This window comes from Vibrio sp. SBT000027 (assembly GCF_963894355.1).
Classification (GTDB): Bacteria; Pseudomonadota; Gammaproteobacteria; order Enterobacterales; family Vibrionaceae; genus Vibrio; species Vibrio splendidus.
This window is the reverse complement of sequence record NZ_CAWQGD010000001.1, coordinates 1,427,493-1,453,039: the sequence shown is the minus strand read 5'-3', so window position 1 is coordinate 1,453,039 and position 25,547 is coordinate 1,427,493. Positions and strand designations below refer to the sequence as shown.

20 protein-coding genes are annotated in these 25,547 nt (G+C 43.0%); 14 read left to right on the top strand and 6 right to left on the bottom strand.

The genetic code is table 11. The features are described 5' to 3' along the window. The first annotated feature begins 224 nt into the window (after nt 1-224). The 14 genes from AACU28_RS06125 to AACU28_RS06060 all read left to right on the top strand — a co-directional run bounded on the left by AACU28_RS06125 (nt 225) and on the right by AACU28_RS06060 (nt 19,742). Nucleotides 225-2,120 carry an extracellular solute-binding protein gene (locus AACU28_RS06125; RefSeq protein ID WP_121602576.1) on the top strand — a complete coding sequence of 632 codons (1,896 nt, stop codon included), beginning with the start codon at nt 225-227 and terminating at the stop codon, nt 2,118-2,120. 12 nt (nt 2,121-2,132) lie between these two features. Continuing rightward, on the top strand, nt 2,133-3,221 hold the full coding sequence (locus tag AACU28_RS06120) for a microcin C ABC transporter permease YejB (protein WP_004730359.1): 1,089 nt from the start codon (nt 2,133-2,135) through the stop codon (nt 3,219-3,221). Nucleotides 3,222-3,252: 31 nt separating this feature from the next. Continuing rightward, entirely contained in the window at nt 3,253-4,275 is a 1,023-nt protein-coding gene (locus tag AACU28_RS06115; protein WP_004730360.1) for an ABC transporter permease, read from the top strand. 9 nt (nt 4,276-4,284) lie between these two features. Next, on the top strand, nt 4,285-5,952 hold the full coding sequence (yejF, locus tag AACU28_RS06110; RefSeq protein WP_121602575.1) for a microcin C ABC transporter ATP-binding protein YejF: 1,668 nt from the start codon (nt 4,285-4,287) through the stop codon (nt 5,950-5,952). Nucleotides 5,953-6,318: 366 nt separating this feature from the next. Then, complete coding sequence (locus AACU28_RS06105) at nt 6,319-7,344, top strand: ABC transporter permease subunit (protein WP_004730367.1); 1,026 nt, start codon at nt 6,319-6,321, stop codon at nt 7,342-7,344. Nucleotides 7,345-7,346: 2 nt separating this feature from the next. Beyond that, nucleotides 7,347-8,390 (top strand): ABC transporter permease, encoded by a 1,044-nt coding sequence (locus AACU28_RS06100; RefSeq protein ID WP_004730371.1) that lies wholly within the window; start codon nt 7,347-7,349, stop codon nt 8,388-8,390. A gap of 16 nt (nt 8,391-8,406) precedes the next feature. Beyond that, nucleotides 8,407-10,230 carry an extracellular solute-binding protein gene (locus tag AACU28_RS06095; RefSeq protein ID WP_121602574.1) on the top strand — a complete coding sequence of 608 codons (1,824 nt, stop codon included), beginning with the start codon at nt 8,407-8,409 and terminating at the stop codon, nt 10,228-10,230. 13 nt (nt 10,231-10,243) lie between these two features. Next, nucleotides 10,244-11,113 carry an ABC transporter ATP-binding protein gene (locus tag AACU28_RS06090; protein ID WP_069595281.1) on the top strand — a complete coding sequence of 290 codons (870 nt, stop codon included), beginning with the start codon at nt 10,244-10,246 and terminating at the stop codon, nt 11,111-11,113. Nucleotides 11,114-11,115: 2 nt separating this feature from the next. Next, nucleotides 11,116-11,949, top strand: a complete 834-nt coding sequence (locus tag AACU28_RS06085) for an ABC transporter ATP-binding protein (RefSeq protein ID WP_004730377.1) — start codon at nt 11,116-11,118, stop codon at nt 11,947-11,949. Nucleotides 11,950-12,004: 55 nt separating this feature from the next. Then, nucleotides 12,005-12,844, top strand: a complete 840-nt coding sequence (locus AACU28_RS06080) for a hypothetical protein (RefSeq protein ID WP_004730379.1) — start codon at nt 12,005-12,007, stop codon at nt 12,842-12,844. A gap of 72 nt (nt 12,845-12,916) precedes the next feature. Further along, entirely contained in the window at nt 12,917-16,864 is a 3,948-nt protein-coding gene (locus AACU28_RS06075; protein WP_061025692.1) for a zinc-dependent metalloprotease, read from the top strand. A 237-nt stretch (nt 16,865-17,101) separates the two neighbouring features. Beyond that, nucleotides 17,102-17,806: a response regulator gene (locus AACU28_RS06070; RefSeq protein WP_017092383.1), complete on the top strand. Its 705-nt coding sequence runs from the start codon at nt 17,102-17,104 to the stop codon at nt 17,804-17,806. 18 nt (nt 17,807-17,824) lie between these two features. Further along, complete coding sequence (locus AACU28_RS06065; RefSeq protein ID WP_061025691.1) at nt 17,825-19,114, top strand: ATP-binding protein; 1,290 nt, start codon at nt 17,825-17,827, stop codon at nt 19,112-19,114. 79 nt (nt 19,115-19,193) lie between these two features. Beyond that, nucleotides 19,194-19,742 carry an RNA-binding S4 domain-containing protein gene (locus AACU28_RS06060; RefSeq protein WP_009844928.1) on the top strand — a complete coding sequence of 183 codons (549 nt, stop codon included), beginning with the start codon at nt 19,194-19,196 and terminating at the stop codon, nt 19,740-19,742. Nucleotides 19,743-19,899: 157 nt separating this feature from the next. On the opposite strand, the gene AACU28_RS06055 is transcribed toward AACU28_RS06060, so the two are convergent. The 6 genes from AACU28_RS06055 to AACU28_RS06030 form a co-directional block, all read right to left on the bottom strand. After that, nucleotides 19,900-20,853, bottom strand: coding sequence for a nuclear transport factor 2 family protein (locus tag AACU28_RS06055; RefSeq protein WP_183091176.1), 954 nt, complete (start codon nt 20,851-20,853; stop codon nt 19,900-19,902). Nucleotides 20,854-20,925: 72 nt separating this feature from the next. Then, nucleotides 20,926-21,939, bottom strand: a complete 1,014-nt coding sequence (locus AACU28_RS06050; protein ID WP_121602573.1) for an ester cyclase — start codon at nt 21,937-21,939, stop codon at nt 20,926-20,928. A gap of 9 nt (nt 21,940-21,948) precedes the next feature. Then, the gene (locus AACU28_RS06045) at nt 21,949-22,518 is read right to left on the bottom strand and encodes an ester cyclase (RefSeq protein WP_121602572.1); all 570 of its coding nucleotides are present in this window, start codon (nt 22,516-22,518) and stop codon (nt 21,949-21,951) included. Between the two features lie 13 nt (nt 22,519-22,531). Then, nucleotides 22,532-23,362, bottom strand: a complete 831-nt coding sequence (locus tag AACU28_RS06040) for a carbohydrate ABC transporter permease (protein ID WP_065112880.1) — start codon at nt 23,360-23,362, stop codon at nt 22,532-22,534. Then, on the bottom strand, nt 23,359-24,216 hold the full coding sequence (locus AACU28_RS06035) for a carbohydrate ABC transporter permease (protein WP_102481798.1): 858 nt from the start codon (nt 24,214-24,216) through the stop codon (nt 23,359-23,361). The genes AACU28_RS06040 and AACU28_RS06035 overlap by 4 nt, the downstream gene beginning before the upstream one ends. A 9-nt stretch (nt 24,217-24,225) precedes the next feature. After that, the gene (locus AACU28_RS06030; RefSeq protein WP_102481797.1) at nt 24,226-25,509 is read right to left on the bottom strand and encodes an ABC transporter substrate-binding protein; all 1,284 of its coding nucleotides are present in this window, start codon (nt 25,507-25,509) and stop codon (nt 24,226-24,228) included. Nucleotides 25,510-25,547 lie beyond the last annotated feature (38 nt).

The following is a 25,547-nucleotide window of genomic DNA, read 5'->3' as shown; positions in this document are numbered from 1 at the left end:
ACTATACTTCGCGCTAGTCACTGGTCCAGCTTCGGTGCTAGCGTGTTTTATTCTTTAGACTGAACCGAGCAATTTGTAAATAAACCGTCAGAGATGGAGTGCTGATGGTTTTATTAGTTATTACATGATGTTAGATTTGAACCTATACTTGATTTAACGGCATGCATTCAAAGCCGATTAATTAACTTGAATATCGAATTCATGACATTTGAAGGGAGAGTCAAATGGGAACAGTTTTTCGACGCAAAGCCTCGCAGCGCACTCAGTTTTTCAGGTCTAATTTAAAGTCCTGTGCAGTTATGCTGCCGCTTATTGCTTTACACCCCTCCGTTACTTACGCTTCTGATACCCAATCAACTCCTGCTGTCACCGTTATTGAAACCACACAATTGGTTGGTTTTGGTGAAGCAAAATATCCAGCCGACTTCACTCACTTCGATTACGTTAATCCTGATGCGCCAAAGCAAGGCAAAGTGACCTATGGCAGTATAGGTACCTACGATAGCTTTAATCGATTCGGTTCTCGCGGCGTTGCTGCAAGTTATACCGGAGAGATTTACGATACCTTGATGTTTTCTCCGAGCGACGAGATTGATGCGTACTATCCATTGATTGCTTCAAAGGTTCGCTACGCCAGTGATTTCACTTGGATGGAAATCGACATCAACCCAAATGCTAAATTCCAAGATGGCGAACCTATTACCGCGCACGATGTTGCCTTCACTTTTGACAAGTTTTCAAAAGAAGGTGTGCCTCAGTATCGTGTGTATTACAAAGAGATTAAGTCAGTAAAAGCGGTCTCTGATTTGGTTGTTCGTATTGAAATGAACCATCCAAACCGCGAAAAACTGTTCAGCTTTGCGCAAAGCACTCGTGTATTGCCGAAACATTTCTGGAAAGACAGAAAGCTGTCTGAACCTTTAAGTGAGCCACCAGTAGGCAGTGGTCCCTATAAGATCATTAGCTACAAGTCTGGTCAAAGCGTTACATATGGTTTAGATGAAAATTACTGGGCTGCGGATTTGCCCGTCAATGTTGGTCGCAACAACTTCAAGCAAGTGCAATACGATTACTATCGCGATGACACCGTAATGCTGGAAGCCTTCAAAGCAGGGGAGTTCGATCTTCGAACCGAGAACTCGGCTAAGTTCTGGGCCAACTCTTACACGGGCGCAAACTTCGACAAAGGCTACATCATTAAAGAAGAGATCAACCATGAGAAGCCTGAAACAACACAAGGTTTCGTCTTCAACATTCAATCTCCTGTGTTCTCTGATCCTAAAGTTCGTGAAGCGTTAACGTACGCGATGGACTTTGAGTGGATGAACAAGAACATGTTTTATGGTCAGTACAAACGGACTCGTAGTTACTTCCAAAACACTGACTATGAAGCGAAAGGCTTACCAAGCGAAGCTGAAGTTGAGTTGTTGTCTCAGTACAAAGATCAGATTCCACCTCGAGTGTTTACCGAAGAATTTCAACCTTCAGTAACCGATGGCAGCGGCCGTATTCGTAGCCAAATGCGTACCGCTTTCAAACTGCTGAAAGAAGCGGGTTGGGTATTGAAAGACAAAGTGATGACCAACGAAAAGACCGGCAAGCCGATGTCATTTGAGTTGCTGATTTACAGCCCAACCACCGAGCGTATCGCAACACCGGTTCAAAAAAACCTGAAACGCATGGGTATCGAGATGAAGATCCGTACCATCGATACCACTCAGTACATCAAGCGCTTGCGTGATCGTGATTTCGACATGGTGTCGTCTTCATTTTCCGCAAACCCTTATCCTAGCCCGAACTTAATGATTGTTTGGAACTCTAACTACATTGATTCTACTTACAATACTGCAGGTGTAATGGATCCGGTGGTTGACGCGTTAACAGAAGAAATTGCGCGTAACCAACAGCATCCTGAAAAGCTGCTTACGTTAGGTCGTTCACTTGACCGTGTATTGCAGTGGAATTTCTACAATATCCCTCAATGGCACGTTGGTGAATATCGCGTTGCAATGTGGGACAAGTTTGAGCGTCCAGATGTATTACCTAAATACGATTTAGGTATCGATACATGGTGGATTTCAGAAGAGAAGGCGGCTTTGCTTCCTGAAAAACGTCGCTAGGAGTTAGTTAGCATGGCCGCGTATATATTTCGACGTTTATTGTTGGTGATCCCCACGCTGTGGGCGATCATCACCATCAACTTTTTCATCATCCAGATAGCGCCCGGAGGCCCGGTAGAGCAAGCCGTTGCTCAATTAGAAGGGCATAACTCTGGCATCATGGAGCGCTTTTCTGGTGGTGGGCAAGAAGTTGATTTAAGCGAAAGTGACCAAGCGTCTGCGAGTGGTTATAAAGGCTCTCGCGGGCTTGATCCTGAAGTGGTTGAAGAGATCAAAAAGCAGTTTGGTTTTGATAAGCCGATTCATGTTCGCTACTTCGACATGTTGAAAAACTACGCGACCTTTAACTTCGGTGAAAGCCTGTTTAAAGGCGGTAACGTGATTGATCTCATCATCGAGCGACTGCCTGTTTCCATTTCCTTGGGATTGTGGAGTACCTTAATCATCTACGTGATCTCGATACCCTTGGGCATCATGAAGGCGATACATCACGGCTCTCGTTTTGATATTTGGTCGAGTGCGGTGGTGATTGTCGGTTATGCCGTTCCAGGCTTCTTGTTTGCGATCATTCTGATTATTTTGTTTGCAAGCGGTAACTATTTCAGTTGGTTCCCATTGCGTGGTCTGGTGTCGAGTAACTTTGATCAGCTCAATTGGTATCAGCAAATAGGCGACTATTTTTGGCACTTAGCTTTGCCTATTTTTGCTATGGTCATCGGCGGCTTTGCCACACTCAGCATGTTGACCAAAAACTCCTTCCTTGATGAAATCAACAAGCAATATGTGGTGACCGCGCGAGCAAAAGGTTTGGACGAAAGCAGTATTCTCTACAAGCACGTTTTCCGTAACGCGATGCTGATCATTATTGCCGGTTTCCCGAGCGCATTTATTAGTATTTTCTTCACGGGTTCTATGTTGATTGAAGTGATGTTTTCACTCGAAGGCATTGGTTTGCTTGGCTTTGAATCAACCATTCAACGTGACTATCCCGTGGTGTTCAGCTCTCTCTATATCATGACCTTGCTTGGCTTGGTGCTGAGCATTATCTCCGACCTGACGTATACCTGGGTTGATCCTCGAATTGATTTTGAAGCGCGTTAATGGCGAATGAATAAAAAGGTATTGATAATAAATGTTTAACAACCCTTTAGCTGAAGCTCGTTGGTTACGTTTTAAAGCAAACAAGCGTGGTTTTATCTCCCTTTGGATATTTACCATTTTGTTTGGATTGAGCCTGTTCGCTGAGATCATCGCCAACGATAAGCCACTCTTGGTTTCTTATGATAATCAGTGGTTTGTACCTGTTATCAATGAATACGCCGAGACCGAATTTGGTGGTGAGTTTGAAACCGAAGCCGACTACAAAGACCCGTATGTTATCGAACTCATTGAAGACAGCGGTTACATCGTGTGGCCAATCATTCCGTTTAGCTACGATACGATAAACTTCGATATTTCGGGCGCGGTGCCATCGGAGCCAGATTCAGTGAACTGGCTTGGAACCGATGATAAAGGGCGCGATGTATTGGCCCGCATTATTTATGGATTCCGTATCTCTGTTCTGTTTGGTTTTATTCTGACGATTGTATCGAGCGTCGTCGGCGTAGTTGTCGGGGCAACGCAAGGTTACTACGGTGGTTGGGTCGACTTGTTTGGGCAGCGCTTCATTGAAGTCTGGTCTGGAATGCCGACCTTATTCTTGCTGATCATTCTGTCGAGTTTCATCGAGCCGAATTTCTGGTGGTTGCTCGGGATTATGGTGTTGTTCAGTTGGATGAGTTTGGTTGGGATTGTGCGAGCTGAATTCCTACGCTGTCGAAACTTTGATTATGTAAGAGCCGCGCAAGCGATGGGTGTTGACGACAAACGTATTATGCTTCGTCACATGCTACCCAACGCGATGGTGGCTTCATTAACCATGATGCCGTTTATCCTTTCAGGTTCGGTCACTACGTTAACCTCATTAGATTTCCTTGGTTTTGGCCTTCCCGCGGGTTCACCTTCATTGGGCGAGCTATTGGCGCAAGGTAAAGCTAACTTACAAGCGCCTTGGCTTGGCATTTCTGCTTTCGTCGTGCTTTCACTGATGCTGACGTTACTTGTCTTCGTTGGTGAAGCGGTGCGTGATGCTTTCGACCCACATCAACAGAAGTAAGGATAGGTCATGACTTCAAATACAGTTCCTGCTTCCAATAACGTTTCTACTGCAAGATCAGCAACAGGTAGTTCCGACACGTCTCCAGTTCTAACCATAGATAAATTGTCTGTCGGGTTTGGGCGTAAAGACTCGATAGAACAAGTGACGCAAGACGTCTCGTTGGAGATATACAAAGGTGAGACACTCGCGCTGGTGGGCGAGAGTGGCTCCGGTAAATCGGTCACGGCTAACTCGATTTTAAAGCTGTTACCTAAAGGTTCATCGCACTACTTAAACGGTAAGATTAACTTCTCTGGCACCGATATTCTGAGTTGTTCTGAAAGGCAATTGCGAGGGATTCGTGGTGGCCGCATTGGCATGATCTTTCAAGAGCCTATGGTTTCGCTTAACCCACTTCACCGAGTCGGTAAGCAGCTGGTTGAAACCCTTGCGATTCACCGAGGAATGCGAGCCAATAAAGCTCAAGCCTTGGCGATAGAGTGGCTTTCAAAGGTGGGTATTCGTTACCCAGAGCAGAAGATATCAGCGTACCCGCACGAGCTATCAGGTGGAGAGCGTCAGCGTGTGATGATTGCGATGGCACTGATCAACGAACCAGAGCTACTTATTGCTGATGAGCCTACTACGGCTTTGGATGTATCAGTACAAGCGCAGATTTTGGATTTGTTGAAAGACCTGCAACAAGAGCTCGGTATGGCGATGCTTTTTATCACTCATGACTTAAGCATCGTTCGTAAGATTGCTGACAGAGTAGCGGTAATGAAAGATGGTCGCTTGGTTGAAAGTAACGACTGTCATACCCTGTTTAATGCGCCTGCTCACCCTTATACGCAAAAGCTTATCAACTCTGACCCGAAAGGCTTGCCCGTTCCTGTGTCACCCGAAAGCAAACCGCTACTCGATGTAAATCAACTTCGTGTTTGGTTCCCGATCACGGGCGGTTTATTCAAGCGAACCATTTCTCATGTCAAAGCCGTAACCGACATGGAGTTCAGCTTGAAAAAGGGGCACTCAATCGGTTTAGTTGGAGAGAGTGGCTCTGGCAAATCAACAACCGGTATGGCGATATTGAAGTTGGTGGAGAGTGAAGGGTCAATAACTTACGCAGATGAACAAATCCAAGGCTTAAACCGCCAACAAATGCTACCGTTTCGAAGCCGTATGCAAGTGGTCTTTCAAGATCCGTTTTCTGCGTTAAACCCGAGAATGTCGGTTGCTCAGGTGATTGGTGAGGGTTTGTTAGTGCATCAACAATTAGACGACACTGAACTCGATCAACGCATCTGTGATGTAATGAAAGAGGTCGACCTCGATCCTGAGACTCGCCATCGTTACCCGAATGAGTTTTCTGGCGGCCAAAGGCAGCGTATTGCGATTGCTCGTGCTCTGATCCTTAAGCCAGAGTTTATCTTGCTAGATGAACCGACATCGTCACTCGACAGAACGGTTCAAGCGCAGGTGCTGGATCTGTTGAAATCACTTCAAGAAAAGTATGGCCTAACTTATCTATTTATCAGTCACGACCTCAATGTGGTGAAATCTCTATGTCACTACACCATTGTCATGAAAGCAGGCGAGGTGGTAGAGAAGGGTGACACTGAGACTTTGTTTGGTAATCCCCAACATGAATACACCAAGCAACTTGTGAGTCTTTCCAATGTTGGTGGTGTGTAGCTAGTACATTACTCATAGATTAGCTCCTCTCTCATTAGACCAATAAATCGCTTCTGTTTCACAGTGGCGATTTTTTGCATTTGATTTCGATTTGTCACCATATCAATGCGGCTTACAAACATGTTTGAATTGTCTAAGCGGTTCACTTTCTAAGTTACAAACAAATATTAACGACACCTTCTAATTCTAAATTTATTATTGATATCTAATTTAAGATTATGATTTTCAAGGGTAAATTTTGCTAATTGAACTGGTTGAAATTAAATGGAATTGTAAGCTAATGTAGGTGAATGTAACCATTTGACTACTTTATTTTATTGATTAAATTGATGAAATATTGCTTTAAATGGAATTTGGCTAGTTAGGATGATTGCATATTTACTGAAACGTTTTGCTTTAGTTGTACCTACGTTTCTTGGTATTACGATTTTGATATTCGCGATTACGCGATTTGTCCCTGGGGGCCCTGTTGAGAGGATGCTTGCAAATATGCAACCTCAAGGGGACGGTGGTGGAGTGTCTAGTCTCGTTGGCCAAAACTCAGCTCTGTCTGAAGATCAGCTTGCTGATCTAAATAAATTTTATGGATTAGATAAACCGGTAACGGAAGCGTATCTCGAATGGTTAGTTCGACTTGTTCATTTTGATCTAGGCGAGTCGACACGCTACTACGAACCTGTCAGTGACATGATTTTTGAGCGCCTGCCAGTCTCTGTTATGTATGGTGGTGTTACCTTTTTCATTAGTTATTTTATCTCGATTCCTCTTGGTTATTTTAAGGCGATGAAGCACGGCAGCGTTTTTGATTCTGTTTCATCAATCATGATTTTTGTCGGCTATGCCTTACCGGGATATGTAGTCGGCGTGCTTCTTATTACGTTTTTCAGTTATCACCTAGAGTGGTTCCCAATGGGGGGCTTTGTTGATGATGACTTCGACGACTTCAATACTTTCTCAGAGCAAATTACTGATATTTTGTGGCATGCGGTCTTACCTTTGCTTTGTTACCTGATAGGTGACTTTGCGACGTTAACCATGACCATGAAGAATAATTTGATGGAAAACTTATCGTCAGATTACATTCGCACCGCTATCGCTAAAGGTTTGCCTTTCAGAGAGGCGATTCGTAAACACGCACTGCGCAATAGTTTAATTCCAATCGCTAGCCACTTTGGCAACTCTCTTCTTTTCTTTATGACGGGCTCTTTCTTAATTGAGGTCATTTTCGATATCAATGGTATAGGCCTGCTTGGTTATGAATCAATTGTAGAAAGAGATTACCCCGTGGTTATGGGTATTGTCGCGATCAACGCCTGCATATTGCTACTTGGCAATATCTTGTCAGATGTCTGCGTTGCATTGGTCGATCCTAGAGTGAAGTTTGGAGCTTGATGATGATTAAATTAAATCCGTTGACGCTAAAACAGATCAAGCGATTCAAACAAATAAAGCGTGGATATTGGTCGCTGATCATTCTATCGGTGATGTTGTTACTGTCTCTTTTTGCTGAAGCGTTGATCAACAGTAAGGCTTTGGTGGTGCGTTATCAGGGGGAATATTACTTTCCCATTGTATCTGATGTTTACTCCGGTAAGACATTTGGTTTGGAGTTTTCGGGAGAGGCAAACTATCGACTGCTTCAATTAGCGCTTAAAGATAAAAACAATGGTGACTTTGCGATTCTACCTTTAGTGCCTTGGAATCCGTATGAACAAGATTTCTCCGGCGAATATCCGCCACATGCTCCAAGTGCCTACTCAAAGCACTATTTGGGCACTGACGTAATCGGGCGGGATATTTTAGCCAGACTGGTTTACGGATTCAGAACTGCAATGGGATTTGCTCTGATAACAATGATCATTGCATACAGCATTGGTGTAACAGTGGGCTGTGCAATGGGTTTCTTTGGTGGCAAGTTTGATCTGATTGTTCAAAGAATCATTGAGACTTGGTCTATGGTTCCGTTCCTTTACGTGATCATGATTTTGGTTTCGATAGCGCAACCAACGTTTATGCTTTTCGTATTGATTAATGTGACTTTTGGGTGGATGGGTATTACTTGGTATATGCGGACGATGACCTATAGAGAATCGGCCCGAGAGTATGTCTTAGCAGCAAAGGCTTTAGGAGCATCAACAGCGAGGATCATCTTTCACCATATTTTACCCAACACAATGGTAATGATCGTTACTTTGGCACCTTTCACTATTGCTGCAAACATTACAGCTCTTACCGCATTGGATTATTTAGGTTTAGGTCTTATTCCACCTACCCCTAGCTGGGGGGAGCTTCTTCAGCAAGGTAAGTCAAACTTAGATTCCCCATGGATTGTTGGTTCTGTTGTGACCGCAATAGTCGGTGTGTTGGTTATGGTTACATTCATTGGTGAAGCGATAAGAACAGCCTTTGATCCAAAAAAATACACAGTTTATAGATAAGCACTAGGAAGTGATGATGTACAGATATGGACTATTCGCTTTGTTGTTGAGTTTTCTAGCTCAAGCACAGCAAACACCAGACAATTTGGAATGGCATAGTAACTGGGTTGATCCAGTATTTGCGTCTGATGAAGCTAAGCGCGGAGGCACACTACGCAGTTATATGCCTAGCTTTCCACAAACACTGCGTTCAGTTGGACCAGACGCGAATTCTGGCATTCGTTTCTATTTAATGGATGGCACACCTAAACTGTCGCAACGACATCCAAATACAGACCGCTGGATCCCTCAACTGGCGAATGAATGGGCATTTGGGGATGATCACAAGACAGTTTATTTCAAACTGAATCCTGATGCGAAATGGTCTGACGGAGAGAGCGTAACGGCTGACGACTATCTATTTATGCTGACGTATTACCGTTCGAAAGACATTATTGATCCTTGGTATAACGACTTTTTCCGCAACAGCATCAAGGCCGTTGAAAAATTCGATGACCATACGCTCAGTATTACGATGGCCGAGCCTAAAAGTAATGACGAACTTATGGCTCTTATCAATATGCCGAGTCACGGAGTGCAGCCTCGTCCCAAGCATCATTTTGTTGATATTAACGATGGGAATAAGGATGGCATGGATGATAATTTTGTTCGTAAATATAACTTCAAGTCAGAGCCTACAACGTCGCCTTATTACATATCGAAAGTAAATAAAGGCCGCAGCATTACGTTTTCACATGTTGGTGATAACTGGTGGGGTTACGGCAATAAATACTATAAAAACCGATTTAACGTGGAAAAACTTCGCATCAAGGTAATTCGTGATAGTGATATTGCACGTAAGCACTTTGAAAAGGGAAAGTTAGACACGTTTGCGATGGTACAGCCTCAACTGTGGCATGAGAAAACCAGCTCAGAACCTTTTAGCCATGGTTTTATCCAAAAATTCTGGGGCTTCAATCAAAGGCCACAAGGCGCTGGCGGTTTATGGATAAATACATCCATGCCACTGCTGAACAACATTAATGTTCGAAAAGGCATTACTTACGCTACTGACTTTGATGGCATGATCAAAAACGTGTTGCGAGGCGATTACTCCAGAAAACCTCATGCTATGGGATTTGGACACGGTAAATACGATTTAGAGGGTGTAGAGGCTCCACCGTTTAGACCTGAACTTGCGATTGGTTATTTCGAATCTGCAGGTTTCGATAGTATCGGTTCTGATGGTATTCGTATGAACGCCAGTGGGGTTCGTTTGAGTTTCAAAATCACATATGGCTACAACATTTGGACACCAAGAGTTGCCTATCTAAAAGAGCAAGCGAAGTTAGCTGGTCTAGAGCTCAACTTAAACCTTGTTGATGGTTCTGCTGCATTCAAATTTATTCTCGAGAAAAAACACCAGCTTGCTTTTCTTAATATGGGCGGAGGGGAGATACCAGCTTACAAAGAGTACTTTCACTCGACAAATGCCAACCGTCCTCAAACTAATAATCATACAAATTTCAGTTCACCAGAGCTAGATCAGAAAATTGAGGCGTTTATTTCTGAGTTTGATATGGAAAGGAAACAGCAGCTATCTCAGAACATCCAAAGAAAAATAAAAGATGCGTATGTCATTGTGCCTGGCTATATGGTGCCTTATACACGAGATGCCTACTGGCGTTGGATTAAGTTCCCAAAGAACCCAATGACGAAGAAGACTGGCGCCATGTTTAATATTTTAGATACCAGTAATTTCTGGATTGATACAGACCTAAAAGAAGAAACTCAGTTGGCTTCTAAAGAAGGTAAAGCATATCCACCCATCACCATCATTGATGACAGATATAAGCTCTAAGGATGACCGTGGAATGAACCAAAATATTGTACTAAAAGTTCGTGACTTAGAAGCAGAGTTCAGTACTGATGAAGGCATTGTCAAGATACTGAAAGGTGTGTCCTTTGACGTGAAATCAGGCCAAACACTCGGTTTGGTTGGGGAATCGGGCAGTGGGAAGAGCGTAACTTCCATGTCTATTATGGGACTACTTCCTAAGCCTTATGGAAAGGTCACGGCTGGAAAAATAATTTATCGTGATACAGACCTTACAGAGGTACCTGAACATGAGATGCATAAGATGCGTGGGAACCGTATCTCAATCATTTTCCAAGACCCTATGACTGCCTTGAACCCTGTTCAGACAATTGGCAAGCAGATTGTCGAGGTTCTGGATTTGCACCATAACCAGATGTCTAAGTCTGAAAAGATAGAGTACGCAATTGGTTTGCTTGAAAAAGTTGAAATTCCAATGCCGAAACTACGTTTTAAAGAATACCCTCATAGCCTGTCAGGGGGGATGCGACAAAGGGTAATGATTGCAATAGCTCTTGCATGTAAGCCTGACATCTTGATATGCGATGAGCCGACGACTGCATTAGATGTAACGGTTCAAGCATCAATTTTGGAACTGATAAGAGAGCTTCAAGAAGAGACCGGGATGGCAGTGATCTTTATCACTCATGATCTAGGTGTTGTTGCGGAAATTTGCGATGAAGTCGCTGTGATGTATGACGGACGTATTGTTGAGCATGCAGAAATTTTCGAACTTTTCGATCACCCACAACATCCGTATACAAAAAGACTCTTGAGCTTAATTCCAGATCTCAATGTCGAGCCGAAACAAACCATTCAAATCAACCCAATTGATTTGAATGAATTCCCAGAATACAAGGGGAATTGATTATGTCAGAAGTCATTAGAATTGAAGGGCTAAAACAGCATTTTCTATCAGGTAAGAACCTATTTAAGAAAGGTTATGTAATCAAGGCTGTTGACGGTGTTTCATTCTCAGTGAAGCAAGGTGAGACGTTAGGTCTGGTTGGAGAGTCTGGCTGTGGAAAAAGTACGCTTGGTAGAACATTACTCAAACTGTATGAGCCATCCGCTGGGAAGATCTTTTTCGAAGGCGAAGACATCACCCATTACAGTACAAAAAGAATGCGTCCACTTCGTCGAGATATGCAGATTGTATTTCAGGATCCTCTAGAATCATTGAATCAGAGGCATACAGTAGGCGGCATACTTGAAGAACCTTTTATTATTCATGGGATTGGTTCAAAGAAAGACCGAAAGCAATGGGTTTTAGAGCTACTCGATAAGATCGGATTACCTCACTCCGCCGTAACCCGTTATCCGCACGAGTTTTCTGGAGGGCAAAGGCAGCGTATAGGCATAGCAAGAGCAATAGCATTAAAGCCAAAATTATTGATTTGCGATGAGTCAGTATCGGCATTAGATGTTTCTGTGCAAGCACAGATATTGAACTTATTACTAAAAATACAAAAAGAGATGAACCTTTCCATTATTTTCATTTCACATGATCTCTCTGTCGTTAAGCACATTTCAGATAATGTGGTCGTAATGAAAAAAGGTAAAATAATTGAGTTTGGAAGTGTGGAAGACGTTTATAAAAACCCAAAAGAAGAATATACAAAAACTCTATTGGCGTCGATTCCAATAACGCATCCATCTCAAAGGAATAAAATAAAAACAACGAGGTTAGCTAAACAGGCTTAAAACTGGAAAAAGAAAATGTAGATATAATACGGAAGTGTAATACAAGAAGGAAAATATGAATAAACTACTTATGTTGCCAGCGTTCATGCTGGTGGCGCCTTCGCTCGCCCTAGCAAATAATTTGCAAGATGAGTGGGAGTCCAAAAACAATGAAAACCCTTGGTCTGGATACATTAGTGCTGACTATTCTCGAAACGGGTATGAAGACAGTGCGTCTTTAGCAAACCGTTCGGCTTCTGCAACTGGCGTTGTCCGATATTCGTTTTCAGACAAATCTCGACTCCAAGTTGTGGCGTCAGGCTACCACTTGTCCGACGGTGATGAATATGGCACTAGAGGACAATTTTGGAATGATACCTCCATCTCGTGGGGGCGCAATGGATTATTCAAACCAACTGATGGCTCATCACTGAGTGGCGAGGTGAGAGTAATATTGCCAACGTCTAAATGGTCAAGGAGGAACGATTTAACGTTAGGAACTAGATTGAAAGTCAGGTGGAGTGCTCCATTCGATAATTGGATTGAAGGGCTTTCATTGAGTAATACGTTATTACTTAGAAAAAACTTTCACGAATATAAAACAGCCGGTGGTAATCAGCTTATTGAATACCAATTGAGTAGCCAATTTTCTCTTGATTATGTTTTTGCAGAAGACTTCTATTTTAACATTTTCGTAATGCCTAGACAGTCATGGAATTATAACGGGAGCACGTTTGATCCAACTCTATTACATGGGGAAGAGGTGGGCTACCAAATAACTAAGAGTATTTCTATTTCTGCTGGATTGACTAATGGCATTAGTTATTACAACCCAGAAAGAGGTTCAAATCCTCTTAATGATTTAGTCGATTTAAAGAAAACAACTTATTACGCAGTGATTAACTATCAATTCTAATATTGCACCGTTCGCATTGAAATTAGATAGTTAGAAATAAAAATGTAATATAATTATAAATATAGGTAAATTATGTTTAAACACGCAATTATCGCAGCAAGTATTGCCGCAATCCTCAGCGGGTGTGGGGCCGAAGATCGTGCCTATGACACCTATGAAAAACCAACCGAAGAGATTTCTGTTCAATCTCTAGATACGGAATCACTTTGGATGTACATGCCGTCGACTGGTGAAGCTCCTCGCTATGCTATGACTCAACGTGGCTTTTTCCAAGGCGATCCAAAGTTAGTAACGCTTCGTTTTGATGAAACTAATGGTATTTATGTCGAAGAAGTTGATCGCGATAAGGTCAATGCGACAGATGAAAGTCGTTGGGATGCGGAAATCAACCGTGCTCCTGTACTTAAGATTCCTGGAGAGTTCCGCCAGTATCGTTGTGCTGAAAATAGCTACGGTGAGTGTACAAACAAAGAAGAAATTAACGCCGATGAAGATGTGCCATGGAGTCAGGCGACGCACTTTGTACCTAAATATGAAGAGATTCAATCGCTATCTCAAGACACAATTAGAGCTTGGTATACCTCCAGTAACGTTACGGAGTCTGCAGAACCTCGTTTGATTTCATACGAATACGATCCTGAGGGTGGGGTAATTAACGTTGAAGTAGAACGAACCTTTACTGCAGAAGCGGAAGATCAATACCAGTTTGGTGGTGAACTTAACGACTTATCATTCAAAACACGTTTTTTCTATTCTCTTGTTAAGCTCGATAAGTTAGCAAGTGAAAATTACGAACCTATCTATTATCAAGGCCAAGACAGCGCATACTTTGGGTTCTTCAACGATAGCAAAGAAGTAAAAACTCACACCGGTGAGAGTAACGTACAGGGTTCTCGTTTTTCTTATATTAACCGATTCAATCCGGATCTAGAGTCGATCGATTACTACTTAAGCGACAGTTACTTCGATGATGGCAATGAAGCGTACCTGCAGCTTACTCTTGATACTATGAAAGAGGTAAATCAATCATTAGAAGGCACGGGAGTTCCTCGCATTAACATTGTTAATAGTGATAAGAAAGCGGGTGTGCAAACTGGTGACTTACGTTATAACGTGTTCAACTTGATCGCGGATCCGGTAGACAACGGACTTCTTGGTTATGGCCCATCGGCCACTAACCCATTAACGGGCGAAATTATTCATGCGCATGTTAACCAATACCTAGGTGTCATTCGCTCGGCAAGTCGTCGTACATGGGATGACCTTGCGAAACGCTACAACCGCCAAGAAATTGCAAAAGTACAACCTGCGGTTGTGGTGGAAAAAAGCAATGCTTCGAAATCAAGCGCTGAGCCAACCGAAATTGATTTGTTCAATAAAATGCTCGAGGAAGATCGAGGACCATCGGTCAATGTTCCAGCGTTGAGTGAACGTGAAATTAATTTGGTGGCCAAAGATAATTTAGTCGATTCACTTCCTGAAGCTGATTTGGATTTCAAATACGATACCAGCAACCAAGATCTCGCTCTACAGTCATTCTATAAACGCCAAGATATGTTGAAACGGTTCTCTGAGCAGAATGTATATAGCGTTGATGCGATGTGGTTAAGTACCCAATCAAAGGGCTTAGTGAAGGGCTTAGATTATGCCCAAGGTGGCTATTTCGCCGACGCTGATCAAAGCAAAATGAAAACGTGGGAAGAACTGACGATTGATCAGCAGAAGTTAGCAAGCCAAGCGATTTCGAAACACATGTTCAAATCAACATTGATTCATGAACTTGGGCATAACCTTGGTTTACGTCATAACTTTATGGGTTCCACAGATGAAAGCCATTTCTATACAGAGGCTGAGCTTGCACAAAGCAAAATTGGGCACCTTGATAAGCCAGCGGCCTACAGTTCGATCATGGATTACGGTGCATCAATATTTGATGAACTGCTGACGTTCGGTAAGTACGACAAGGCCGCTTTACGTTTTGCTTATGCTCGTCAGGTTGAAACAAATGAGCTCATCGTTAACACAAATAGCGAAGGTGCTGATGTCGCTGTAGTAGACGCCACTGGAGCTCAAAAGCGTAAAGTATATTCTTTGGCTGAGTATGACCGTCAGCTATCTAATGACTATAAGGTTTATCCAACGGGTGTTATTGCACACTTGAGAGCTAACGCTGGTCAAAATGGTATTCCAGATTCGTTAGTGAGCTATCGCTATTGTACGGATGAACACACGACCACTAACTTGTTATGTGATCGTTTTGATGAAGGTACAAGCCTTCAAGAAGCTACGGAGTTTAGAATTCAGCGATACAAAGATAGTTATGACACGGTTAACCAAAGAAATGGACGTGAGAGATTTGAACAGTACCATCAATATAATTACTTCTTATATCGAATGGGAGAGTTCCAACAAATTCGAGATATCGTTGAAAATGTTGGTGAAATTGACTTCATGTTTGCTCGTTACTTAGGCGCAAATACAACGAATAACAAAGGGCAAGTTTTCGAAGAAATAGCGGGAAACAACTGCGTGGATTTTCGAGGTAATACTATTCCATTAGAAAATTTGTCTGCAGGTGTTCGTCCAATTTGTGATACCTACAATGCAGCTAATTTAGCGGCAGATTTCTTCTTAGAAGTGCTAACTGCACCTGATAAGGTGTGTGAAACTGAAGAGTTGAGTGGTGTGGATGGAGTCCCTAACCGCTATCGTTTCGCCAAATTATCTGATCTTTGGTTAACGTATCAAGGTGGTATGTCGCAAAATCGCGATGTTCCAACCAGTTGTTTCGATGAAGAGTTAGTTCAGATGTTAGCAAGCCAAGCTAACGAGATCGTAATTCGTTCTGAAACTCGAGATGGAAGAGTATGGGCTAGCTTAAAAGCGAATAACCCTTACCAAACATCGTCTTCTTCTGTTGATTTGTTAGGCGTATGGCCAGACAAACTACTAGCAGCGCAGATGTTAGTTAAACGTGATACACCTTTCAAATCAACAGAGAATTCGAGCTTAGCATTGGTTGATATGTCAGACAAAATTTCACATTTGTATACGTATCTATCCGATTTAACGGGTAGAGCTGAAGCTCGCCAAGCTATTTTTGTTGATGGGAATGGAGATTACGTAGAGACAGTTCTAAAGTACAAGCAAGACATTACCGAAACAATTGAGGCGACACCTTCATACCTATGGCCAATGAAGCGCTACTTCTCAATGGGCGGTAATGAAGCATTTGTGTATTGGACTGATGGAGCTAGACAAGATACTAAGGTGCCGTATTTCGGTACGCTTCTGAAGAACTTAAACAAATACAATCGAGCAAATGAGTATGGTTTGAGTGATTCTGTATCTGGGTTTAGCGACTCTATCCACATCAACTATGCGAATAGTAGTTATGCCGACGAAGATGGGATTAACTTTACTTGGAAAGGGACAAATTATTCGTTGAATTCACGTAATACACTTGCAAATGCTTTAGCTTCACGCGCTTTGTATAAAGAAGACCAAAAAGCACGAGTCGATAAATTGAATGGTTTGCCATATCGAGTTCGTAATGCACTTTCTGTGTTTAAGAATACTCGAGATCGTAACGAAGCACGTATTATTGCGGTCGGTGATAAGCAGGCTCTAGTCGCTCTTCGAGATACTACAGGATTCGCGCGTTGGACTATGTTTGATAACCAATTTGAAGAATATGACGAAGATGGTGAGAAATGTTTACGATTTAAAGTCGATGGCGAGTCGACCGAAGATCATATGAAACGTAAGTGTAACCCTCAGTCAAGCTTGCAAACAGTACAAAATAGTTCGATTGGTAAATTTGAAGATGAAGAGCACGACCGTATATTCGATTTGGCGCAAATCTTTGGTAACCAGATAGCGGATAACAACACCAGTTCGACGAATGCTGCTCATAAAGAAGTGTATAACTATGATCCTGAAGAGTTAAGACTTTGGAGCTCTAACGAATACACAAACTATCGTCGCGCATTTGAACAGTTCCCCATTTTCGATGACTAAACAGGCAACGCTTAGATAAACTCGCAAATCGAACCGATTACCTTATTAAGGTAATCGGTTTTTTTGAGTATAAAATTAAGAGTATTTAATCTATTTTTAGCTGCATTACCTTTTATTTATATGTTATATAGATGTTTTTGTTATTTTTATAAATAGAAGCTATGTAAAAAGAATGTGCTGAATTTTGATATAAAGAAGCGGTTCGCAAGCTAGCAGAAGGCATGGTGAAAAGGATTTATGACCAACCCGAAACTCGTGATCGTAGAAGACGATCCCATCTTAAGAGAGATGTTACAGGAATACTTTGAAAGCCAATCTTTTGAAGTCGTCACTATTTCTGATGGAGCATTAGCGTGTGAGCAAATTTTAACTATTCAGCCCGATATTGTTCTACTTGATCTCATGTTGCCAGAAGTTGATGGACTGACTATTTGCCGACAAGTGCGAAGTCAGTTTAATGGAAAAATACTGATTCTTACGGCGAGCGATGATGATTTCGATCATGTAGCCGCTTTAGAAACTGGCGCCGATGACTTTATTAGTAAACCCATTCGTCAAAGAGTGTTACTGGCGAGAGTGAGGATGCTTTTACGTCGTATCCCTGAAAGTTCTGTAAGTGCTGAAGTGAGTAAGAATGAATTGGTTTTTGGTAAGTTAAGTTTGAATCGTGTTACCAAAGTTTGTACGCATATTGGACAAGACATATCGATAGCGGAGAGTGAATTTGAATTGCTTTGGTTATTAGCTTCTTCTCCGGAGCAAGTGCTATCACGTAATTTTCTTACTCAAGAATTGAGAGGGGTAGATTACGATGGCATTGATCGTTTTATCGATAACAAAATCGTAATCTTACGTAAAAAGCTTAACGACATAACTGTCCCACCTAAAAAGATCATCACTGTAAGAGGCAAAGGCTACTTGTTCGTACCAGAACGTTGGTAACGGTAGCTGATAAATAACATGCGACGTATCTATTTTGAATATCTAGCGGGACTGACTGTTATCTTCTTAGTGAGTATATATTCCTATGCTTTTATTGTTTACAAGTTAAGCACTGACTACGAATACATATTACGAGACCATGAAGCAGAAGCTTATCAAGAATTGATTGATGTGGTTTACCGCGAAAAAGGTTTGCTTGAAACGCAGAATCTATTAAAAAGTTTTGCAAATAAGACTCGGCAAAACCTGCGAATCATCCCATTTGATAACGCTCCAGAATTAGTGAGAAAAGCGTTTCAGCAACAAGGCCGAAATGTCTACTACCATGACGAATACTTCCTTTGGTTGAGGTTGGTTGGAAGTGATGAGTTATATGAGTTATCTAAGAACAAAGATTCTTATCTGAGGAAGCAAATCAAGTTTGAAAACCGGCTTATTTGGGTTTTTGCCATAACTGGTTTTGCGTTTAGTGGCCTGTTTTTAGTTTGGAGAATAAAGCGCCGATTAAACAACCTTGAAATGGCGACAGTGGCTTTTTCTCATGGTGAACTATTAGAGCGAGCATCTGAGAAGAACAGCATAAAATTGGGGACGTTGAACCGCAGCTTTAATGTCATGGCAGACAAGATAAGAGATTTAATCAATAGTAATAAGTCTTTGACCAACGCGGTAGCACATGAACTAAGAACCCCTATATTCCGGATTCAATGGCAAGCTGAGTTGTTGAGTGATTTGGAGCCAACGAAGCAGCAGTCTAAGGCTATAGCTCGTATTCTTGCGGATACTGAAGAAATGGAAGATATGGTCGATGAGTTGTTGTATTACGCCCGCTTGGAAAGGGGAGGTTTTGAGTTACTTAAGCAACCTATTGATGCTAATGAATGGCTAAACGAGCGTTTTAGTATCTGGGAGAAAGAGACAACCCTCGATCTCATTAAGGTGCCATTAAAAATTCCAGCCTCTTTTTATGTCGATCTAAAATTATTCAATAGGGCGGTGGATAACATCGTAAGGAATGCGTTTAAGTTTGCTGATACTAAGATCGTTATTGAGTTATGGTATACCGATAATGAATTTGTTATTGAGGTTCATGATGACGGCAAAGGCGTTGAAGCGGAGCATTGGCCTTTTTTGTTTGATCCTTTTTACAGCGCTAATGCAGCGAGGAACAAGGGGAAAACGGGCCATGGTTTAGGGTTAGCTATTGTTAAACAGGTGTGTGACCGTCACCAAGCACATGTCACTGTTGGTGAAAGTTACTTGGATGGTGCTTGTTTTGCCTTGTCGTTTCCTCGGCTTGAGCTATAAATTCAACATGGTCATTTTGTTGTTTTAAGATTACACTGCGCCCAATATTCCAGAAGTACATATTTAGGTAGAGGTCACCATGGACCAAGAACATTACGAAGACGCTGATTACGAAGGCCAAGAGCTGGGCGAAGAAGGCGAAGAGATTGAAATTGAAGCAATTGGTATTGATGTTTCATCACAGCCAATCGAGCTCTACAAAGTGTTTAAAATTGCTAACCTAGTGAGTGGTGGCGGTGAAGCTAAGCACATCATCTCTGAAGGCTACGTAGCGGTAAATGGTGAGCTGGAAACGCGCAAGCGTCGTAAAATGTACGATGGCGACTTCTTTGAATTCAACCAAGAATACTATGTAGTGGTGTGTGATCAGCCAGTACAAGAAGAGTCAGAAAAGCCGAAAAAGAAAGAAGCGCCTAAAAAAGATAACAAGGCGAAGAAAGGTCAGTCTAAAAAGGATTCTAAGAAGAAAGAATCTAAGAAAAGCAAAGCAGAAATGCTAAGCGCAACGGCTGAACCAAAGAAAGAGAAAAAAGAGAAGAAGAAAGAAAACAAACCGAAAAAGAAAGCGGATACGCCGAAGCCAACACGTGACGACAAAAGCGGCCGTAACTCGATTGAATTCTTCTAACGTTGTTCTTTTAAGACTGAAGCAACGTTAAACCTCGGTTTTGCGTTGAATAGACATAAAAAGGCTCACTATCTAGTGAGCCTTTTTTGTCGCTGAGATTTATCGGTCAAGCGTTATAGTTAAGCCGTTATCTTACCAAAAGCGTTGTTATTCCATTCTACCCAGTGTGTTGGATAATTTGTTTCCAAATAGCCAGTTCGTCGTAAAGCACATATTCGCGGCGCAGCCCCCAAGGGCCGAACTCTGCATGACACGCTCCCATGATGTAAACCTCGGCTCCAGTCGGCTGACCAAACGCACCATAACCTTCGTGTTTACCTTGCAACGACCATCGGATGGCTGCACGTGGAGACATCATGTCGTCTTCAAGTCCAATACGATGGTGAATCTTAAACTCTGCATTTGGGAAAGAAGAACGCAACTGAACCCAAAAGTGATCGATTTCAGAGTGGGATAGGGCAGATTGGCCGCCTGCATATTCTCCAATACAAGCACGATCGTATTCTTGGGGAATCACACTCAGTTGAGCGTTCATTATGGCGCGTAAGATTTCTTCGTACTTGCGCCCCCATAGGTTGTCATTACCAACGCCTAAGTAAGGACCTTGTTGGTCGCATGCAGGGGTGAATACCGGTTGGCACTTGTCGATTCCACCGCTTTGGTCGATCAAATGTTGCGTGTAAGCCTTTGGTGTATAACCGAGTTGTCTTGCGATTGAACCTTGATCTCGGATGAGCCATTCATCGTTGATTTGGTTATTAATGGCGTGACAGTCAGCAATGATTCTAAATTTAAGCTTGGTGCCGGTTTCTTTGTCGGTTGCTGTCGAAATAATACGGTGTGACGACAGCATGCCTTGTTCTGGCGAACCGCTCCAAATCACATCTTCGCCAAACAGGGTTCGGTCTGGATATTGAGCAAGCACTGCCAAAGTCGCGTTTATCACGTCTTTGTTGCCGACAGCGATGCCTTGAGGGGTTCTTACTACGATATCTTCAGAGTAATAGTCATGCAGGGTGTGTAAGCCACGATCTTCCCAGATCTCTTTGGTAATGCCTAATATGTAATCGGGGAAATTTTGCCACTTTGAGGCAAATCCAGTCATAGTCATTGTTCTATCCTTGATGTTACTTTCTCGTGGCGAGCCTAAGCTAAAGCCTGACTCACTCGTTTAATTATGTGTTTAATGCTCAAACTGATGATAGCGCGCTTTGTTGAGTTCTTTCATTCTCGCAAAAACATCCACGCGGAGCTGGTGGTAGACGTCGAGCAGATCGACCAACACCCAGTTTTCTCGAATTTTGTCACCTTCAACTCGCCAGAAGTCGAGGCTTCGCATCGTGATGTTTTGATTAGATGGCGCGATACCAAGCCAACCACTGCCTGATACCGTCATCTCCATTCCTGGCCATGCAGTAAAGGCAACGTAGTTGTTGTCAGCAAACAAGTATCCATTACCTTCTTTGGTTCGGCGGTCGGGCAGGGCATTTAAAAATGGTATTTGATGCCAATTTCTAAACCCAGAGATTCCCCGGCCGGTTCCGATACCAGAAGGCCCGTACCAACTCATTTTAGGGTGCCAGAAAGCGTCGAGGTTCATGGCTTCCACACCGCCTTGGGCGTGCTTTGATAAGCCGTTCAGCATTTCTGACACTATGGTTAAGCTTGTATCTGCCTGTGTTGCATTTGTCCGTCCTACGATGCCATCCAATGTTGCAGGAGCCGGCGGGTGCCATTCTCTACCAAGGCTTGGTGTCATCGGCCACGCTTTTGCCTGCATCATTAGCTCAGGGATGTCCCACAGTGCTTGAACTTCGACCACTTTGCCGCATTCAAATCGATAGAACTCATGAAAGCGCATAGAGACTTGATGCCCAGTAGGCGGGATATCAAGCCAAGGTTCCAGAAAGCGACCCGTGTAATAGCCAGCACAACCTACCCAATGTTGCCCGTTTGCCTCGCCACCCATGGATATGTAGGTGCGCTTTTCTAGATCAGGTATCGCATGCAGCAAGGGTTGATAAAGATCAGATATCAACGATTGTTTATTGGCAAGTTGTTCGAATGGATAGCCATATTGCAATGTTGCTGTATCACTGATTAACTCATCCAGCTCGCTTTCAACGGCTGTGAGCTCAAAGTCATACATAGCATTATTGAGCGCACGAATGCGCTCTTTATTGTCAAAATTGGACATCAACCACCTCTAACGTTCTTGGTAAAGAGGGTTGTTTTTGGAGTCTTTGTTTTCCCAACCCTGACCAGAAAAAGCATCGACACCTAATTGAGCCATAACGGCAGGGAAATCGACCATTACATAATTGTCTACTATCTTGCCGTCGACTACTTTCCAGAAATCCATGTAGCGGATAATCACTTTCTTACCGGTTGCTTCAATTCCCATAAATGGACCAGAATGAATCGCCTCTTGGCGGCCAAACGCTGCACACCATTCACCTTGGGTTAGGCGAGCCTCATCAATACAAACCTTGTCTGAAAACGCGGCTTGGAAAGGGCGCTGCCAGTTTTCTTGGAACTCTTGTAGGTTGTCTTTGAAGCCGCAGCCTGCGTTACCCATCCAACGGAAGCTTTCAGCAAAAAAGCGTCCCATGTTGTCGATGTCGTGGTCGTTGAGCCCATCGACCATTGAATCGATCACATGTAGAGTTTCATCGGTTTTGGTCAGGTCGTTATCATTAGTTAGCGCTCCTTGCTCAGGGCGAGGTGATACGGGTGCAGTATCTTGATCTGTTGGATGTTCACATGTGTGTGTCATTAGTAATCTCCTTTTATCCTTTAACTGCGCCGGCAACCAAGCCTGATACGATCTTTTTCTGGAAGAAAATGATCAGCGCGACGATCGGTAATGTGATTGAAACTGCACCTGCAGCGGTCATAGACCAGTATTTAATGTCATCTGCACCAAACTGCGATATCGCAACTGGCATCGTTGCTGCGTTTGTTGCGGTTAATGTCAGTGGAATTAAGAATTCGTTGTACGCTAATAAGAAAGTGAACAAGCCTGTAGTGATAATGCCCGGCCACATCACAGGAACGATCGCTTTGGCAAAGGCTTGGAATTGATTACACCCATCCATCATTGCCGACTCTTCAAGCTCTTTAGGAATGTTCATGAAGAACGAACGCATCATCCAGATAGTGAAAGGTTGGTTAATCGCAACCAGTACAAGGATTAACACGATGTGTGTATCGTAAAGCCCAACCATACGGGTAAACTCGTAGTAGGGGATTAAGAACACGGTATGAGGCAGTGAACGGAAAACTAACGCTAGCATTAGTAACCAAAAACCCAACTTACCTGGGTAGCGAGCCAACGCGTAACCCGCAAAACAACCAATGCTCAGTGAAATCACCACTACACCAAGCGTAACGATGACGGAGTTAATCAAGAATTCACTGAATCCAAACTCTAGCCATAAGTTTGCATAGTTCATTGCGGTGGGCTCGAATACCCAAACTGGTGGATTAGAAAACGCATCGACCGGTGTTTTAATGGACGTCATAATGGTCCAGAAAAATGGAAAGGCACAAAACAGAACCCACAAGCCCATGATTCCATACACCATTATCTTTTGAATATTTAGGTTACTTGGGTTCATGTGCGAATTCCTTTTTGCTCTTTGTAAGTCAGGTATAAGAAAGGGATCAGTAATACAAATATGCCCAGCATAGTTAGTACTGAAACGGCGCTGCCTTTCGCTACAGCGTCTTGCACAATGCCAACGCGGTAGTTGTAGTACATAAGAGTCTCTGTCGCATTTAGACCCCCCGTCATTACCGCAACTGAGTCAAACAAGCGGTAAGCATCCATGATACAAATCATCGAAATAAACAGAATGAGTGGTTGTAGAGCCGGTATCACAACATGCTTAATTTGATCCCACTGGTGTGCACCATCCAGAACAGACGATTCCAATGTGTCTTGTGGTATTGCTTGTAAGCCAGCAAAGAACACAATCGCAGCGAACGGCGTTACTTGCCAGATACCGTAGAGGATGATTAAAGCGCGAGACTCAAACACATCGCTGAACCAATACACTTGGATTCCAACTAGGTTTAATAGATAAGTGATGTAACCAAAGTCTTGGAATAACCACGAGAAGATCAAAGTGCCAACAACAGGGGTTACCACGAATGGTAAAAGCGTTGCGGCCATAAAGAATCCGCGGATCTTTTGGCTGAGCTTGTTTAACGCTAGAGCGACAATGAACCCCAGCACTAACACACTTAACACAACACAAACTGTGTAGATTAATGTGAACTCAAAGGCTGACCAGAACGCATCGTCTTGAAGGATATCGAAGTAGTTTTCGAAACCTACATAGCGAAGTTCGCCTTTAAAGTTGAATCGGTTCAAAGACAGGTACAGAGTCATCACCAATGGTGCCGCCATTAGCAGTATCATTGAAGCGATAGACGGGCCTGAAAAACCGAGAAAATTACGTAAATTCATGACTGCTCCTTAGTCAATGTAACCTTGTGCTCGTGCTTCTTTGTAATAGCCTTCTGCTGCTTCGTTCAGTGCGACTTCGATGCTGGTTCTACCGCGCAGTGCGTCAGGTAGCTTGTTGCCGATCTCAGTGTGCGCTAAACCGTAGTAACCCTCACTAGGGAAAGGCTTCGCGCCACGCTCGATCATCTCTGCAAGCGCACCCAAATAACGATATTGCTCACCTTCAACTTGGTTTGCTGATTGACGAGACAAGAAAGCCAGTTCAGCCCCTTCTTTCATGTTTTCTTTGCTCATCGACTCCATCATGATCTTGAATACTAGTTCGCGGTCTGAATTCAAACGATGCGGGAATACGTACCCATCCCAGAATATACTTGTAGCAGGTATGGTGGTGTTCTTATTAGCCGTTGGTGCCATAGAGTAGTTCACTTTACCAACCACTTTAGATACTTGGTCGTTGTCCATCTCTGATGCACGTGTTGCCCATACGTTACCCATTGCCGCTTTGTCTTGTTGGAAGTTCACCATTACTAGATCATTCGAAAGAGACAGAGCATTTGGAGACATTAACGGTAGCAATGACTTAAGAATGTTCGCTGCTTCTACGCCTTTTTCGCCATCAAATAGAGGCTTACCGTCTTCATCAAAATACTGACCGCCTAAAGACAAGTAGATGTTGGTGAATTCAGTCGCTAGGTTCCAACCTTTCCCCATAGCTTGAGAAAGAGGGTAGTCAATGCCAGCTTCTTGCAGAGCTTGGCCAGTTGTGACCACTTCTTGATAGGTATGCGGCACTTCTAAGTTATGTTGGTCAAACAAATCTTGGCGATAAAAGAACTCTTGCATGTTCAACTGGATTGGCAGCGCGTAGATTTCACCATCGTGTCTTGCGAGATCCCAGATGCTTGGTGGGATGTCTGCGAGGTTGTACTCATCCCAATATTTTTCCACTAGATCTGTGATTGGCTGGATCTGTTCTTTTAGTAAGAATTCATGGTAGCTCTGAGCCGATACTTGAATAACATCGTAAGGGGAATTACCACGACGGCTTGAAAGTACGATTCGTGCTTGCTCTTGAACGGCACTGCCACCAACCAGCTTGTTTTTGATTTCTAACTTAGAGGTTTCGCACTCTTTCATCTTATCTGAGAAGTGTTTCAGAACCGGGTAACTGTTAGATAGTAGGGAAATTTTTCCTTCCGCTTCTAGGTCGCCAAGGTCACAAGCGGCATAGCTTGGTGCCGATAAGATAGCGCCAGTACATATGGCGAGTAACGATAATGTTCTTTTCATCTTTGGTAATCCTTTACTACGTAATTTATGTAGGTCAT

Bases quoted from the DNA above. Each gene is read 5' to 3' on its own strand.
- AACU28_RS06050 (WP_121602573.1), bottom strand. From the start codon at position 21,939: ATGTCCAATTTTGACAATAAAGAGCGCATTCGTGCGCTCAATAATGCT.
- AACU28_RS06070 (WP_017092383.1), top strand. From the start codon at position 17,102: ATGACCAACCCGAAACTCGTGATCGTAGAAGACGATCCCATCTTAAGA.
- AACU28_RS06115 (WP_004730360.1), top strand. From the start codon at position 3,253: ATGTTTAACAACCCTTTAGCTGAAGCTCGTTGGTTACGTTTTAAAGCA.
- AACU28_RS06055 (WP_183091176.1), bottom strand. From the start codon at position 20,853: ATGACTATGACTGGATTTGCCTCAAAGTGGCAAAATTTCCCCGATTAC.
- AACU28_RS06075 (WP_061025692.1), top strand. From the start codon at position 12,917: ATGTTTAAACACGCAATTATCGCAGCAAGTATTGCCGCAATCCTCAGC.
- AACU28_RS06100 (WP_004730371.1), top strand. From the start codon at position 7,347: ATGATTAAATTAAATCCGTTGACGCTAAAACAGATCAAGCGATTCAAA.
- AACU28_RS06060 (WP_009844928.1), top strand. From the start codon at position 19,194: ATGGACCAAGAACATTACGAAGACGCTGATTACGAAGGCCAAGAGCTG.
- AACU28_RS06030 (WP_102481797.1), bottom strand. From the start codon at position 25,509: ATGAAAAGAACATTATCGTTACTCGCCATATGTACTGGCGCTATCTTA.
- yejF (WP_121602575.1), top strand. From the start codon at position 4,285: ATGACTTCAAATACAGTTCCTGCTTCCAATAACGTTTCTACTGCAAGA.
- AACU28_RS06035 (WP_102481798.1), bottom strand. From the start codon at position 24,216: ATGAATTTACGTAATTTTCTCGGTTTTTCAGGCCCGTCTATCGCTTCA.
- AACU28_RS06040 (WP_065112880.1), bottom strand. From the start codon at position 23,362: ATGAACCCAAGTAACCTAAATATTCAAAAGATAATGGTGTATGGAATC.
- AACU28_RS06095 (WP_121602574.1), top strand. From the start codon at position 8,407: ATGTACAGATATGGACTATTCGCTTTGTTGTTGAGTTTTCTAGCTCAA.
- AACU28_RS06045 (WP_121602572.1), bottom strand. From the start codon at position 22,518: ATGACACACACATGTGAACATCCAACAGATCAAGATACTGCACCCGTA.
- AACU28_RS06125 (WP_121602576.1), top strand. From the start codon at position 225: ATGGGAACAGTTTTTCGACGCAAAGCCTCGCAGCGCACTCAGTTTTTC.
- AACU28_RS06105 (WP_004730367.1), top strand. From the start codon at position 6,319: ATGATTGCATATTTACTGAAACGTTTTGCTTTAGTTGTACCTACGTTT.
- AACU28_RS06080 (WP_004730379.1), top strand. From the start codon at position 12,005: ATGAATAAACTACTTATGTTGCCAGCGTTCATGCTGGTGGCGCCTTCG.
- AACU28_RS06085 (WP_004730377.1), top strand. From the start codon at position 11,116: ATGTCAGAAGTCATTAGAATTGAAGGGCTAAAACAGCATTTTCTATCA.
- AACU28_RS06120 (WP_004730359.1), top strand. From the start codon at position 2,133: ATGGCCGCGTATATATTTCGACGTTTATTGTTGGTGATCCCCACGCTG.
- AACU28_RS06090 (WP_069595281.1), top strand. From the start codon at position 10,244: ATGAACCAAAATATTGTACTAAAAGTTCGTGACTTAGAAGCAGAGTTC.
- AACU28_RS06065 (WP_061025691.1), top strand. From the start codon at position 17,825: ATGCGACGTATCTATTTTGAATATCTAGCGGGACTGACTGTTATCTTC.